Source organism: Paenibacillus xylanilyticus, assembly GCF_013359935.1.
GTDB lineage: Bacteria > Bacillota > Bacilli > Paenibacillales > Paenibacillaceae > Paenibacillus > Paenibacillus xylanilyticus.
On the sequence record NZ_JABMCB010000202.1, the window covers coordinates 329,383 to 345,276 of the forward strand.

The following is a 15,894-nucleotide window of genomic DNA, read 5'->3' on the forward strand; positions in this document are numbered from 1 at the left end:
TTTTCAATAAGAAATTAGCATATGCCACATTATCTGTCAACTGGTTCTTTTGTAGTTCATATAAAACCTCAAAAAAAAAGCACTGCCCTTGGGTAGTGCTTTTTTTTGAGCTGCTATATGTTTTTTTATGAATTGAGACTGCTGGATGGAAGCAGCACTTCAGCAAGTCCCTCTTCATCCGTTAAATAAGACATGTACTGCTTCAGGCTTTCTCCGAAACGAATTTGGGTTTGCATGGAAATCGATAGATCGCGATACGTGGTGTATTTCGAACTGTAATCTCGATGAAGCTCCAACCTGGACGGTTTATTTTTAAGCTCTACGGAAAACGTTTCCGTAATATATCTGCTTGCAGGTAAACTGAATGTGTTCTGTCTGATATAGGTCTGAGCCTCGTCTGAAGTGAGATAATTCACAAAGCAGGCTGCCGTATCCTTATGGCTCGATTCTGCACTGAGAGCAATGGCTGTAGACAGAAGGAGTGTCCTATCATTCTTAAAATGAGGCAGCTGAGCGATATCAAAGGAAAAATTCGCATTCTTCAGCTCATTCAGCATGTAATACGTGGTAAGCATGACCGATACCTTCTGCTCCTTGAACAATTTCTCCGCTTCAAATTCACCTTGGGCTAAGGCAAGCGGAAATATTCCTTCCTCCGTCACTAGATCCCTGAGCCAGCGTAATCCTTCTGTAGGCAAGGGGGTTCCGTTCTGGACTGGACTGTAATCGAGCGAAGATGGATCGTCCTCATTTTGCATCCAGAAAATAGGCCATCGGTTCATGGAAAATAATTGAAAAGCAATGCTGTAGCGATGAGGCGCCTTGAGCTCCCTGAGCAGCGCTGCCAGCTCATCCCAACTCCAACTGCTGTTAGGTTCTCCAAGTCTTTTCTCTCTCAGGTGCTCCTTGTTGTAACACAAAATAACGGGTGAGTACACGAAAGGCTGGGCAGCCAAAATACCCGATTCCTTCTCAAAATAAGGTGTAAGAAAAGGATATATATGATCGTGTCGATCCTGATCGACAAGCAAATCAAGGTATTTTCCTTCCTGGAATTGGTACATATCCTGCAGATTGATCGTTAACGCATCCACAATCCCTAGTTTGATGAGGTTGGCGATACTGTCCGAATTCATGTAAGGAAGCTCAATCGTTTCCACATGAATATGTGGATATTTCTCGTGGAATCGTTCAATCAATTCCTCCATCCCCGCTTCCTTATACAACGAGGGGTAAACGCCAAAACGGATGGTTTCCTTGGCAGCAGGCTTTGCCACCTGTGTGCCCACCCGTGGAATTTTAATAATCAATCCCTCCTGAACAAGCTCATCCAGAACGTATCTCACGGAGTTTTTACTTAGTTTGTACTGCTCTGTTAGTGCCAACTCGGAAGGCAGATATTCCCCCGGACTGTATGCTCCGGAGTTAATTTTTTGCTTCAGATCGGCAGACATATGTCTTGTTCTGGTCTGAAAAGTATGACGATCGATTTTCGCCATGGGCCATTTCCACCTATCCTCTTCATCTATTTATGGTCTAGCTATAATTCATTGTATTTCCTAATTATTATTTTTATTATACCAGATATGAACCAGTTTCGCAGTAGTGAGTACATTAATTCACTTAAAATAAAATTTTCAAATTTTTCACGTCTTTTTGGATACTTTAGATACAATTTACACGGGGTTCTAAACCACTCATTCCATGAAGGATTTATCGGATTCAAAAAAACCACCACAGATGCTTATCCTATGGCGGTTTTGCGAAATGATCAAGCTTTCAATGACTCTATTTTACACAATGAAAAATAAACGATCCATTTTCAGAATTTGCGTATTTAAACTCCCAATCGCCATATGTTTCAATTTTCGAAAAACCTATTTGTTTTAGCGACTCATCAAATTCTTCTTGATTTCGGAATCTAAGCTGCATTTTTTCATGAACTAGGACTTTGTCTGTTTTTGTATTTTTTACAATTTCATAGAAGGTATAAATATCTCCCTCAAACCCTTCATATTCTGTATAGATTTCTAAAGGATCTCCACTTATCCTATCTTTAGCTAAGTCAGGAGTCTTGTCCTTCTCCCACTCTTTCCATACTTTTACCAAAGGGTTTCTTGTATCAAAAATAAAGTGACCACCTATTTTTAGGGAACGGAATACGTCAGTAATGACTTGCTTCCAACTATCATCTGTAAGAAATACCTGTGCAACATTGGCTGTCATAACTACCGCATCATAGGTATTGGTTTGTAAATCCGAACTATCACCTACAATCCATTTCACATTGCCTGAATTATCTTTAATTCTCGCCACTTCAATCGCTTCTTCATTGGGGTCTATAGCTGTAATTTTGTAACCGTACTGAACAAGATGAGTAGTCCATCTTCCTGTTCCACAGCCTAGGTCTGCTATAAATTCTACTTTTAATCTCTTTAGCAATGAAAGGAAAAATTCATCGTCTTTTCCCCAATGGTTAATCTGGTCATATACTAATGGAATCATAAATAATCTCTTCCCACTTTCTATAGCATTTTACTATGGTCTTTATAATAAATGGTTCAATAAACAAGGGTCAAAGGAATTGTTAATTATATTTAAAATTCACCTCTCACTTCGTTTGCATGAACCCGGACACGTTAAACGCTGAATCTGGATATTACAAAAGTATAAACGGATATTCCTGATATCATTGTTTAAACTATCCTGCCCGTTAGTTGAACCAAAGCAGCCGATCACGTTGATCTGCTGCTTTCTTTGTTTTATTGAGCTATCGGTTCCCAACAGTATTATGAATTGTGATTAATAGTTCCCCTGAGTACATATGGTGCTGATGATTTACCAATTATTAATCCCTTTAACTCACTTGGTATATGGATATATTCTTCTGCTCTTTGAGGTTCCATCCAAGAGACTTCCTCAATTTCTTCTGGAAATGAGATATTTATTTCTCCACCAATTACATTCCCTCTAAAGGTAAAAAAAATTGTATGATGTTCCCTATCTACAAAAAACGCTTCACTTACACTGAAAATACCGTTTAATTCAACCTCTAAACCCGTTTCTTCTTTTACCTCACGAATAGCAGCTTCTTCAAGTGTTTCCCCCCGTTCTACTGTTCCACCAGGAAGTGTATAGTAGGAAGATTTCACACCCTTGTTTTTGACCATCAATACATTCTTTCCTTGTTCATCAAAGAGAAGCACGTAGGCAACATCTACTCTTTTCATTTTAATAAATCCCCTTCTCGAAGAAATGTGAATGATCAACAATTCGTTACTTTATCTGAACTATCCTGCCCGTTCCACGGCTTGTCGAATCTCTACTTCTGAATTGCTCTGGTTAAGGCACAGCTTCTCTGTCTTGAGATTTGAAAAGAAGGATTCGATGCATGCATTATCCAGGCAGGTTGCTTTACGAGCGTGGCTGCCCTTCACGCTGAATGCATCAAACTCTTATGTTGTACGCCTGAGACATGTTTCGAATTCCTTCGCGATCAGCGACCATCTTGTAACTTGAAGAACCTTCGAGATATGATCTAACTGCATTCAATTTAAACTCTTAGTTACGTCTGAAATGTTTGCTCCTTTTTGGCCATGAAAATATCCCCTTCAAGTGTCACTTGAACCCTACGATAACATGAAGGTTTTTTCAAGTGTCTACTTAAAGGGGATCATAATTGTTTGGATTACACACCAGACCTGGCCCAGCACCGACGATTACCATTGTTTTCATTCCTTACTCACCTTCTTAATGTGTAAGATATACGTCTTCTTTGGTGGATTGATTTTTCAGAACCAGATCATTTGAGAGAAATCTATGGCGTACAATTGTATATTTGCACACCATAGATTTCTGTATAATACTGATTTTTTGATCTAACTACTCCTTAGCTCTTTTGTGCTTCTAATTCTTTCAAGGTAGGATAGTCCGTGTAACCTTTGCTTCCCGCCGCGAAGAAGGTTTGGGGATCTGCATCATTTAATGGAGCCCCTATTTTAAGGCGTTCTACTAAATCCGGGTTGGCTAATGACCATGCACCGACCGGTACAATATCAGCTATACCGTTATCAAGATCAATACTCAGATCTTCCAGTGCACGTCCCGCCCGGTTGACTAACAATGGATTGGTCCAAATGGAGCGGACGTCCTGGAGCAGCTTTTCATTTCCAAGATGCATTACATGAAGGTAAGCCAAATCCAGCTTCGCTAATTCTTTGACCAGGTAGAGATAAAGTTCAGGACCTTGTTCCCCATCCTGAATTCCTCCGAGAGGGGTTCCCGGTGAAATACGGAAGCCTGTTCTAGCTGCGCCAATTTCTTCTACGACGGCTTTCGTCACTTCAATCGCGAAGCGGGCCCGGTTTTCGATCGATCCCCCATATTCATCTGTCCGTGTATTCGAATTTTCACCGATAAATTGATTAATGAGATATCCATTGGCTCCGTGAATTTCAACGCCGTCTGCACCGGCTTCAATAGCCGCTGCTGCTGCTTTGCGGAAATCGGCAATGGTCGTCTGAATATCCTCTTTGCTTAACTCGCGCGGAACAGGGATGTCCTGCATTCCTGTAGCGGTAAACATCTGAACACCGGGAGCAATCGCTGACGGCGCAACGGGCTGACGATGATGAGGTGTATTGTCGGGATGCGACATACGGCCAGCATGCATTAACTGGATGTACATAAATCCGCCTGCTGCATGAACCGCATCTGTAACCTTTTTCCACCCTTCTATGTGCTGTTCCGTATAGATCCCCGGCGACCATAAGTATCCTTGACCATCGTCAGAAGGCTGTGCACCTTCCGTAATCAGAAGTCCCATTGATGCTCTTTGTGCATAATACAGGGCGCTTAATTCTCCTGGTGTACCATCTTCTTCTGCTCTGCTGCGTGTCATGGGAGCCATGGCTAAACGATGCGGTAAATCCATGTTTCCGACTTTGATTTCACTCCATAATTTTTTCATTTTGTACACTCCTCTTTAAATTTAGTTCAAACGGTAATTGTGATTAGGAAAGATGCGGGTAAAGTGTAGAAACGCCACCTGCAAGTCCAGCTTGGATCATCCGGCTGTTATCGTCGGCAAGAATTTCAAAGCTGCCCGCTGCTATGCCATCAATAGCCATTTTCGCAACATCTGAAGGGTTTGATTTGGGAGTGTCCAAGCCGGCTGTCATGTCTGTCTCCATATAACCCACATGTAATCCTGCTACTCTAATATGACGAGGGTACAAATTCAAACGGAGATCATTCGTCAACGCCCATGCTGCAGCCTTCGCAGCTGTATATGCACCTGCAGCTCCGCCACTAAACCAAGATAATACGGAAAGAATATTCAGCACCGATCCTCCACCGTTGTTTTCAATGACCGGTGCAAAAGCGCGAACCATGGATAACGTACCGAAAAAATGCGTATCCAATTCCAACTGGATTTTTTCCATATCCCCTTCCAGCAAAGAAGCACCTGTAGATGATCCTGCATTGTTGATTAAAATCGTAACATCCTTAGCAAGGTTGGCAGCTGCTGCTACCTCTTGAGGGTTGGTTACATCAAGCTTAACAGGTGTAACCCCTGGAATATCGATGGTCTCCGGATTTCTTGCTCCTGCGTAAACCATAGCCCCTCTAGATAGAAGTTCAAGCGTAAGCTGGCGGCCAAGCCCCCGGTTTGCTCCAGTAACAAATGCGACTTGTTCAGAAATGTTCATTGTATTAGCTCCTTTTTTTTGAATGTAATTAATCATTTTATAAATCAGGGATCGAAAGGCTAAATCATTCAAGAATGATCATTCTAATAAGCGTAGAATAAAGCACCCTTTATAAAAGGTTATTTGAATGAAGGAAAGATTGAACGATTCAAGAACGATCATACTAGAAAATGCACAGGGAATGATACAATAATCTTCTCAACCAGTACTTCAATAATTATTTAGATAAAAGTTTAATCGATACATCGGCCATATGTTGCAATTTTTCTTTGCGTATAGAGGTTCTTCTCATAACTCTTATCCCTACATAAATCGCATGCAAATGTTCTGCTTGGTCTTCGGCACTATATTCAGCGCTAAACTCTCCACTCTGCTGTCCCCACTGTATAATATCTTTGAACAACTGTTCTGATAAAGAAAACAAATCTGTGGTCTTTTTATCCACCTCGGTATCCCGCATTGCCAATTCCACTGCTGAATTTACCATCAAACAACCGGAAGGTGAGTCATTTACACTACAGATTACGGAACTGAAAATAAGCTGTAATGCCTCCGTAGCAGTCTTAGAGCGTTTAACTTCTCCTACAAGCCCATCACATAACTTATCGTGAAATCGGTCCAGGGCTTTCAAAAATAGCGTGTGTTTATCGCCAAAGGTGTCATATAAACTTCTTCGATGAATTCCCATATGCTCAACTAGGTCAGATATCGATGTTTTTTCGTAACCTTGTTCCCAGAAGAGCTTCATCGCCTTTTCTAATACCTCATTATCTTCGAATTCTTTGCTTCTTGCCATTCGATTCCCTCCCTGTTTCTCAATATAACATATTGAGAACGATCGGTAAAGAATTTTATACATATCAATCTTTAATGTTCTGCTCCCTTTGATTTAAGTAGCATTTGCCCCCAAGTATGTGTGATAAAATCTGGAGCAAACTTCATGGAAAAGCGCATAACTTTCGTAAATCCTGCATTCACTCGCAGTTTGTTTTTCTGCATCCCTCTAATACCGACATGTACAAGCTTCTCCAAAGGCAAAGAAATGATCTTATTCAAGAAGCCTTCGTCAAAAGTGTCAGTGAGATTGGTTTCAGAAATTACGGGTGGACAAAGTTCCATTACATGGATGTTTTTACCTTTGGCCCGGATTTGCTCACGCAATGCATCACTGAACATGTGAATACCGGCCTTTGTAGCAGAATACGTTGGTGCGTTGGCAACTGTAATATTAGCAAGTAGAGAGCTAACGTTAACAATCATTGCCTCCTGTTGTTTGGCTAACAATGGCAATAATGCCTTGGTAATATATATTGTTCCGTTCAAATTTGTGGCGATTTCAATAGTAAGTTGCTCGTAGGTGACAGTTTCATCAAACAAATCGAATTCGTGTATTACACCTGCATTATTTAAGATAATATCCAGTTTGGGATAGTGAATTATTAGTTCTTTAGCAAGATGCCCTACACTATCCGGATCACTAACATCAGCCACTATGCCGATAAGCCCGGGATTGTTTTCTACGATCTGGTCGATTCGTTGTTGCGAACGCCCCGTTATGATTACAGTATTCTCCATATCGAGCAAACGTTTCGCAAAAGCAAAACCAATTCCAGACGTACCGCCGGTCACCAAAATTGTTCTACCTTTTAATTTCATGATCATCACCCACTTTCAATATGGCCTTGGTTGCGTGTTCTTTAGAATCGAATAATAACTTTCCCTTGGGGATGACCTGTAGCAACCAGATTTAGGGCTTCATTAATATCTTCAATATGGAACACTGTAGGATCCACCGCGGGTACAATTCTGTTCTCTTCAATAATTTTTGTGATATTCCGTAATTGTTCTCCATCGCTGCGTACAAAGACGAAATGATATTCGATCTTCTTTTTCTTTGCTTTGTGATCATACTTAGCCCCAGCAATACTGAATAGCTTTTGTTTCCAACCTGCCAAGCCCATAGTTTTAGCGAATCGTTTGTTTGGCCCGGTTCTTAGAGAAAGAAGATGACCGCCTGGTTTAATAATAGAGAGTTCACGATCAAATTCACTGGGTCCCAAGGTATCAATCACATAATCAAGATCACGAAGTCGTTCCCAATAGTTCTCGGTCGTGTAATCAATGTATTGATCCGCTCCAGCGGCCATTGTGCGTTCGCGGGCTTTTGGACTTCCACTTACGATGACCTTAAGCCCCATGCTTTTCGCGATAGGAATAGCCATTTGGCCAAATGAACCAGAGCCGCCGGGAATGAACAAGCTTTCGCCAGCTTTAGCGGCTAGCTCTTCATGTAAACTTTGATAGGCTGTCAACCCTGTTAAAGGCGCAGCCGCACCGGTTACAAAATCCAGATTAACCGGTAAGTGAGCGATGGCATCCGAATGAATCGCTACGTATTCGGCAAACGCTCCGATTTTTTGCAGCGGCAGGCGTGAATAAATGATATCACCAACTTGGAAACCAGTGACGTTCTTGCCAATCTTCTCGACAATCCCTGTGAGCTCATTACCAAGTGTCAGTGGGAACTCATAGTCCTGAATTAACTTCACGCTTCCAGTAGCGATAAGCAGTTCCAAATGGTTAACCGCCGCAGCTTTCACCTTAACCAAAACTTCGTGATCCGTTATTTCCGGGACTGGGATATCATGCACTTCTACTTTAAACTGTTTTGAATATTTGGTAATCTGTGCTGCCTTCATAAAAATATCCTCCTATACGCAATTTACCAAGTAACATTTATTATATTTTGTAACTTGCACAGCAAGCATAATATCATTGGTTACAAAAGTCAACATTTGTTACTATATATTTTATATGCTAAAATAAAGGTATAATTATCGGTCCGTAAAAACTAATTTACGAAAGAAGGGTTGGCAGCACGGTGTGACACTGGGGTATTTTAGTAACTGATCGCTTTAAAACGCCCCATATTCACCTGCCCTAACAAATGGCTAAAATCACGCAACAGCTAATTATTGAAACCGCCGAGGCATTAATTGAGCGCACGGAGAAATCCGAAGTGACACTCTCACAAATAGCGGATGAATTGAATATCACCCATGCAGCACTCTATAAGCATTTTAAAAATAAACAAGAACTCTGGGCAGCTGTATCTAAAAACTGGTTCAATCGGATGATTTCAGAACAAATCAGTATAAACATGGCTAATTTGGCCTCACCGCAGGAAGTGCTCCATGATTGGCTTTGGGCATTCGTGAATGCCAAAAAACGCGCTTATAATGAGAATCCCCAAATGTTCGCTTTGAATACACAATATGTGGATAATAATCCATTGGTATTACGTGATGTGCTCTGGGATTCATATCAAATTATTGACGGGTTTATGGATTATCACGATCCTCACTTTGAACGGGCAGAGGCAATCCTATCTGCGTTTGCAGTTTTTAGTCTCCCCTCTTTTAAAGAATCCTGGAATTCACCAGACTACCAAGAGCGGTTTGAACGCATCTGGAGTTTAATCAAACAGGGGGTTTGAAATGATATCCTATTAAAACAAGGAGCAATTGAATATCTGAAGTGAAAGGAATATTCCCCGCTGTGCCATTTCCAAGTTCAATCCCTATACTTGCTACAAAAAATAAAGACATTGAAGGCCACGCAGCCATTCAATGTCTTTATGCATAACGAATCTCTATCTTGTATCAGAGATCATATTTGATTCTTGATGATGAAACAGCTGTGTTGCTCTCCCGCTCTTTTCTAGCTCGATGACAGACTCTGACTGAACTTGAAACGGTTCTTGCACAGACACATACCAACGATTTCGATACGTAAAATCCACTAAGCTGAGATAATGACCGTGGCCCGCTCCAGTATCGATACCCACTTTCCCGTTACCTATCCAAATTTCCCAAGGTGGCACCTTGAACCGAAACGTGGAAGTATGACCGAATACAACGGTATAGTTTGGATCAGCCGGGCTCGTTAAGAAAGGCTCACACAGGGAGAGTATTATTACTTCCCTGTCCAGTATGAGCGTCTAAATCAAATTGTACTTAAACAGTTGATCCGGGTGTGTACTTTTAGCAATAGTTTCATTTCATGTAGCGATATTCGAGTAGATCCTTCAAATTTGTGATTTTCTGCAGCAGTTTCTCCCCGACATTGGTTTCTCTCACCAGCTTCCTCGCCAGTTCTTTGTCCACCAATCTTTTTATAGATAACACGTCCGTTCCGTTACATAATACATCTTCTTTTGAATTAAATTTCTGATGGGCGACGAGCTGCATACCAAAGGAGTTATACAACAAGGTATATCCGGCGATGCCCGTTGTGGATTGATAAGCTTTGGAAAAACCTCCGTCAATGACGACCATTTTCCCGTTTGCTTTGACGGGGCTCTCCCCACGAATTTCTTTCACTGGCGTGTGGCCGTTAATGATATGCCCATGATCCGGATTCAAACCAAACTCCAGCAGGATTTTCCGGCAGATCTCCTCATTTTCACGTAAATGGTAGTAGGGATTCTTTCTCTCCTTATGTGCTTCTTTATCTTGGATAAAATACCGTTCAAAAGTGGTCATTTCTCTCTTTCCAAAGAGCGAGGAACATTCCCCTGTCCAGATGTACCATACCATATCCGTCGCCAGATCTTCTGTCTCTTCCGGATGCGCAAAGGCGTAACGCAAATAATTTTCAAGAACATCAAGCAGCTGACGGCCCGAATACGTCTTGTCTTCAATCTGCATTTCTTCCATGTTTCCTTCTTCATCCAAAGGAATACAGCCGTGGATTAACAAATTCCCGTTATATTTTAAATAAAGGCTGCCCTTTTTCATGAGAAAATTCATATGTCTGGCCAGCTTTTCGGAATGCTGAACGGAGAACAGCAGCTTTTCCATCACTTCCTGTTCTTCCTCCAGCAATTGTGCAGGCTGCTGCGGATTTACGGTAGCGAAACAGGTTTTTTCCAGCAGGTACGTTTTACCGCAGATTTTGATTTCATTTTTGTCGTAATCAATCTGCTCCAGCAATAGCCTCTCAGGCATATTAAAGTATGGGCGTCGCTTGATAATCGGGATTTCAAGTTTAAATTGGATCATGGCAATGGCTTGGTGAATTTTGGTGATCTGCAGAATTTCCTGCTCCGATACGTTGTGGCCAGCCTGCAGCTTAGGTCTGAAGGACGGATTGTCTTCATAGTATTTCTCCGCCAAGTTTAGCAGTGGTCGCAGATTGATTCCGTATACATCTTCAATGATGTCCAGATTGTCGTATCTGGCGCAGATCCGGATAATATTCGCAAGGCAGACCAGAGAACCCGCGTAGGCACCGATCCAGAGGACATCATGGTTCCCCCACTGAATGTCTACAGAATGGTAGTTGATTAGCGTATCCATAATTTTATCGGGGTCCGGCCCCCGATCATAGATATCTCCAACCACATGAAGATGGTCAACCACCAGGCGCTGGGTCGTATAAGCAAGGCCGATAATGAGCTTGTCCGCCTGGCCCAAGGATATAATTTGCCGATATATTTCCTCGTAATAAGGATCCTTATTGTTGGTCGAATCCGTCTTGTATAGAAGCTCTTCTACAATATATACATACTGCTCTGGCAGAGCTTTACGCAATTTCGAGCGCGTATACTTGGAAGAGGCATAAGAAATAAGCTTAAGCATGTGTTCAATCGTTGATCTATACCACTGGTTCAAAGCCTGCTTATTGCTCAGTTCCCCTATAACCAGCTTTATTTTTTCTTCCGGATAATAAACGAGCGCCGCAAAATCATTGATTTCTTGATCCGTCCAAACCTCCCGGAATAATTCTTTGATTTTCTCTTTAACGGTACCCGAACCGTTTCTTAGTACATGCTGAAAAGCCTGGAACTCCCCATGCAAATCACTGACAAAATGCTCGGTTCCCTTCGGGAGATTGGAGATCGCTTCAAGGTTGATGATCTCTGTTATGATTTTTTCTTCCGTATCATATTTCTGTGCCAATAAATCTAGAAACTGCTCATCCAAAACAGATGTCCCCTTTCAAGGAAGTATGGTGATTATTAAGCATTGCCTTCCCCTATCGTACTCCAGTTCCTCATATTTGAACAAATTTCATTGAACGGATGTATTTTGGAGTTGCTCATGTAAGCCCACCGAATCATGTAATATCCCGCTTTTCATGTATTATGATACTTAATAAAGTTTTTAAGTGCATGCGCTTAATATTTAGATATACATCTAATCGTTAATCCGACTACGTTCTTGTCCAATTCGGCAATCGGTCCAAGTTCTTGTCCTTTGCTCGGTACAAGAACTTGGACCGACAACATAAAAAAGCCGCTAAATTAGCGACTTCAATGGGAATAGGTTCTTGTCCCTCAGCATTCCAGGCAGATCAGTATGGAAGATCAAGCACTCAGCTCCAAAAATATTGCATCCTCCGATACCCGACATCCCATACTTTTTCGTTCCCTTCAATGGTAATCTTCAGTTTGCTCCCCGGCTCGAGAGGAATCTTGAATATCAATGGGAATAGTTCAGGATCACTCCGCTGATCTTCTCCAGAGCCGCTCATTATCTCGCTTCCATCGAGGGTAACTCGGATACTTCCGGAATAATCTGTTGGTTCAGGGATGCCGTAATAAAAAGAGAAAATCGTCTCCCCCTCAGACGTATACGTATACGTTATAGAATCGCCTCCAGCACCGTACATGTTATAGAGAGGCTTTACATTCTGATCGCCTATTTTGATGCTGCCCGGCTTGTCTCCAGGTGATGAACTCCCCGAACTGTCCACCCATTCGTTGATCGCCACAAACGGGCCTTCTACTTTTGTTGCTGCTTTATCGATCACCCCGAATAATCCCCATACGACTAGTAAAAGAACCATACCGGAAATAGCCGTTGTCGCCAGATTGCGCCAGAGGTTCCTGGAACGGAAACCAAGTTTGTACGCCCCAAAACCGACGGCTGCTCCTATCGTATTCTGAATGGCATCGTTTATATCGAAGCTGCCAAGTAAAGTAAGGGCCTGGATGGTTTCCAGCACAAGAATGGCTATAAAGAACAAGGTCATGAACCGGGCAAAGGTGATCCGGTACAACCATGGAATCAATATACCGAAAGGGATAAAGGCGGCAATGTTACCGAGATCCACCAAAGTCATGAGGCTGGGATGCAGGAGATCAGATAGAGCCGGCAGCCTGAAGAAGCTTTCGGGCAAAAAAAGAAAGGTGTAGCCAGCTGTTGTCTCTGCAGCATCTCCTCTACCGAAGGCGAAGAACATAAAATAAAGAATAAACAATGTGTAGAATATGGTTATGGTTAAAATAATCTTACGTGGTTTGGTCATGATTGACTCCTTTGCCGGATGCATTTATTAACTGGGCTCATTGCCCCATCAATCTTAGCACATATCATAATTAAACCGCTCATCAGTACTGCTTACGGCATCAGGTGATGAAAACATTTTGAACTTGCAAGTGCCGTTTAGACATTATACAAATGCACTCTCCTGTTGTATCAGATACCTGCCATAGCATAATTGTGGCGGACTAAAATCAATTAGAGATATGCCTAATCGGTAATCTAGCGTCAGCATTTGAGCAACTAAAGGGATATAGAAACAGCGGCATTGTAGGACACAAATATCCTGGAATGCCGCTGTATGATTCATACTATAAACGCTCCCCCGCCAGTATAACAATGCATCATCTCAACAGTTCCCGAAGGAGCTAATGTACAATGAGGACTGGGCAACTTGATAATTGTGAAACCTTGTGACTTACACTTCCAAGCATCATTTCTTTAATGCCCCTTAGCCCACGACTTCCGATAATAATAAGTTGCTGCTCGGTATCCCTTGCATAATTCAATATTTCATGCCCAGGGTCTCCCTTAAGATGAACCGTTTTCGGGTTAATCCCCGCTGACTTTAATTTAGATTTGGCTTGGTGCAGCTGTTCCAAACTCGCTTTCTCCATTTCGTTCAGTACGTCTTCCAAAAAATTCTCTGGTACAAATGTCATCCCGCTGGACACATAATCCTGGCTGACATTAACCAAGGTCACTTGAGTTTGTTTATTTTGGGCTATTTCAACGGTTGCATCAAGGAGTTTGTTCGTTATTTCAGCTTTGTCAATAGCCACCATAATTTTGTCAAACATCGTTATCATCCTTTCCGTGGCAGCTCGTAACTATTTCGGCTACCCACAACACGATTACTTGCTGCTCCCATACCAACTATAAATAGTAACACGGAAGCCCCAAGAAGAATGAAAAGTGGCAGGTGCCAACTATTTGTTGCATCATGCAGATATCCTATAAGGGCTGGACCGATTGCGGCAAGAAGATATCCGATCGATTGGGCCATGCCAGATAGTTCCGCTGCTTGATGCGCATTTTCAGTGCGTAACCCGAAAAACATCATGGCCAAACTAAAGGCGAAGCCTCCACCAATTCCGAGTATGACGATCCACAACAGAATGACATTAGAACTTCCGTAAAGAAGTCCGAGCGTCCCCGTCAAAAGTAAAATGGTTGTGATGACCACTAACAAACGTTGACTAGACATACGCCCGGCAATAACAGGGACAATAAAGGTAAATGGAAGCATCGCTAACTGCATGAGCGAGAGGTACCATCCAGATTGGTTAGAGTCAATTCCTTGCTGCTTTAAAATTTCAGGCAACCATGCGATCAATACATAGAAAACCATAGACTGTATACCCATGAACAAGGTTACTTGCCAAGCAAGCGGGGATCGCCAAACATTCACATCGTTGCTGGCCATTTGTTGACTCGTCGTGGCAGTTTGTTTCGTTTGTTTTCTTAATTGGGGTAACCAACAGAGGATTGATACAAAGCTTAGAATCCCCCATATACCCAATGCTCCCTGCCATTTTAGCCCTGCGTTCATGGCTAGCGGTACACTGATTCCCGATGCGATTGCTCCACATAAATTCATTGAAATGGAGTAAACTCCTGTCATGGAGCCAATTTTATTTGGGAAATCCCTTTTGATTATACTTGGCAATAATACATTACATACGGCAATAGCGAATCCAAGAACTGCTGTTCCAATAAACAGAGTAACTGCGCCAGATAATGAACGTATTACAATACCACCAGTCAGAAAGATTAGGGCAATCAAAATGATACGCTCAACCCCATACCTCCGTCCTAATTTTGGTACAAGAGGTGATAATACAGCAAAGGCAAGCAAAGGTACCGTTGTGATCAGGCCTGCTAATGTATTTGAAATATGAACGTCATCCCTTATAAAACCCACTAAAGGACCAACTGAGGTTAAGGGAGTACGTAAATTAGCTGCAATAACAATAATGCCGAGAATGATCAGCGCTACAGAGGATGGCACGAATTTTTTATTTTGTTTATTCGGCATTCTTCATTTCTCCTTCCTGAATTCTTACGTCTTATGTCTGCTTCTTGTTGGCTAAAAAACTTTGCTATAACATCCGCGCGAATAACGAAAGTATATTATAATATACTTTTAAAAACAATAATTATTTTATAACGTACTAAAATTAATTAAAAAAATACAACTCTGAATTCCCGTCATGGAATTCGGAGTTGTATTTAATAAGTGTATTTTCGATACTAGAAACCATATTTTAAGGATATATGGAGCACCGTTTCACCATTCGTATGATTGGTATAAGCGTGAGGATAATCTGCACGAAAACTGATCGTATCATATTGATTCAATGTGTGCATCTCTCCATTGACTTGTATCTCAATGGAACCAGTCATTACTGTCGCAATTTCGGTTGTATTCACATGATGACCTTCAGGGTAATACGAGCTATTTGGCTGTAAGTATGCCCGACACATTTCAATATCGTTGCTTTTAAAGACGGGTTCAATGACCCAATTTTTTTCATCATTAGAAAACCGCAATCCTTCGCCTGCGCGATACAAACTAACAGGTTTCTCTGATTGAAACAAAGACAATAGCGGCAAAGATATGCCTTTTGAAATTTTCCATATCATTGCCAAAGTTGGATTTGTATCGCCACGTTCGATATTTCCCAGAGTAAGTTTGCTTACACCCGTTAATTCTGATAAGTCGTCTAAGGTCATGTTTTTTTCTTTTCTGTACTTTTTCAAGGCACCGCCGATTTGTAATACAATTTGTTTTGACTCATCAATTTCATCCATTTGATATTCACCTCAACATAAAACTATATAGCTAGTATATT

Annotated in this window: 14 protein-coding genes; 1 reads left to right on the forward strand and 13 read right to left on the reverse strand. The window is 41.7% G+C overall.

The window, feature by feature from the left end; all coding sequences use genetic code 11:
• Positions 1-125: 125 nt before the first annotated feature.
• The 8 genes from HP552_RS28230 to HP552_RS28265 all read right to left on the reverse strand — a co-directional run bounded on the left by HP552_RS28230 (position 126) and on the right by HP552_RS28265 (position 8,410).
• On the reverse strand, positions 126-1,499 hold the full coding sequence (locus HP552_RS28230; protein ID WP_175398683.1) for an extracellular solute-binding protein: 1,374 nt from the start codon (positions 1,497-1,499) through the stop codon (positions 126-128).
• Between the two features lie 289 nt (positions 1,500-1,788).
• Positions 1,789-2,505, reverse strand: coding sequence for a class I SAM-dependent methyltransferase (locus tag HP552_RS28235; protein ID WP_175398684.1), 717 nt, complete (start codon positions 2,503-2,505; stop codon positions 1,789-1,791).
• A gap of 284 nt (positions 2,506-2,789) precedes the next feature.
• Positions 2,790-3,230 (reverse strand): NUDIX hydrolase, encoded by a 441-nt coding sequence (locus HP552_RS28240; protein WP_175398685.1) that lies wholly within the window; start codon positions 3,228-3,230, stop codon positions 2,790-2,792.
• A gap of 659 nt (positions 3,231-3,889) precedes the next feature.
• Complete coding sequence (locus tag HP552_RS28245; protein ID WP_175398686.1) at positions 3,890-4,969, reverse strand: alkene reductase; 1,080 nt, start codon at positions 4,967-4,969, stop codon at positions 3,890-3,892.
• Between the two features lie 43 nt (positions 4,970-5,012).
• Positions 5,013-5,711 carry an SDR family oxidoreductase gene (locus HP552_RS28250; protein WP_175398687.1) on the reverse strand — a complete coding sequence of 233 codons (699 nt, stop codon included), beginning with the start codon at positions 5,709-5,711 and terminating at the stop codon, positions 5,013-5,015.
• Positions 5,712-5,928: 217 nt separating this feature from the next.
• Positions 5,929-6,507, reverse strand: coding sequence for a TetR/AcrR family transcriptional regulator (locus tag HP552_RS28255; RefSeq protein WP_175398688.1), 579 nt, complete (start codon positions 6,505-6,507; stop codon positions 5,929-5,931).
• Between the two features lie 71 nt (positions 6,508-6,578).
• A complete protein-coding gene (locus HP552_RS28260) occupies positions 6,579-7,367 on the reverse strand; it encodes an SDR family oxidoreductase (RefSeq protein ID WP_175398689.1) in 789 nt (262 codons plus the stop codon).
• 41 nt (positions 7,368-7,408) lie between these two features.
• The gene (locus tag HP552_RS28265; protein ID WP_175398690.1) at positions 7,409-8,410 is read right to left on the reverse strand and encodes an NADP-dependent oxidoreductase; all 1,002 of its coding nucleotides are present in this window, start codon (positions 8,408-8,410) and stop codon (positions 7,409-7,411) included.
• Between the two features lie 248 nt (positions 8,411-8,658).
• Between HP552_RS28265 and HP552_RS28270 the strand changes: the two genes are divergently transcribed.
• On the forward strand, positions 8,659-9,207 hold the full coding sequence (locus HP552_RS28270; protein WP_175398691.1) for a TetR/AcrR family transcriptional regulator: 549 nt from the start codon (positions 8,659-8,661) through the stop codon (positions 9,205-9,207).
• Positions 9,208-9,766: 559 nt separating this feature from the next.
• On the opposite strand, the gene HP552_RS28275 is transcribed toward HP552_RS28270, so the two are convergent.
• The 5 genes from HP552_RS28275 to HP552_RS28295 form a co-directional block, all read right to left on the reverse strand.
• Positions 9,767-11,698: a fructose-1,6-bisphosphatase gene (locus HP552_RS28275; RefSeq protein WP_175398692.1), complete on the reverse strand. Its 1,932-nt coding sequence runs from the start codon at positions 11,696-11,698 to the stop codon at positions 9,767-9,769.
• Between the two features lie 391 nt (positions 11,699-12,089).
• Positions 12,090-13,025, reverse strand: a complete 936-nt coding sequence (locus HP552_RS28280) for a VanZ family protein (RefSeq protein WP_175398693.1) — start codon at positions 13,023-13,025, stop codon at positions 12,090-12,092.
• Between the two features lie 382 nt (positions 13,026-13,407).
• Positions 13,408-13,839, reverse strand: coding sequence for a universal stress protein (locus HP552_RS28285; protein ID WP_175398694.1), 432 nt, complete (start codon positions 13,837-13,839; stop codon positions 13,408-13,410).
• A 5-nt stretch (positions 13,840-13,844) separates the two neighbouring features.
• On the reverse strand, positions 13,845-15,077 hold the full coding sequence (locus HP552_RS28290) for a CynX/NimT family MFS transporter (RefSeq protein WP_175398695.1): 1,233 nt from the start codon (positions 15,075-15,077) through the stop codon (positions 13,845-13,847).
• Between the two features lie 215 nt (positions 15,078-15,292).
• On the reverse strand, positions 15,293-15,853 hold the full coding sequence (locus tag HP552_RS28295; RefSeq protein ID WP_175398696.1) for a helix-turn-helix domain-containing protein: 561 nt from the start codon (positions 15,851-15,853) through the stop codon (positions 15,293-15,295).
• Positions 15,854-15,894 lie beyond the last annotated feature (41 nt).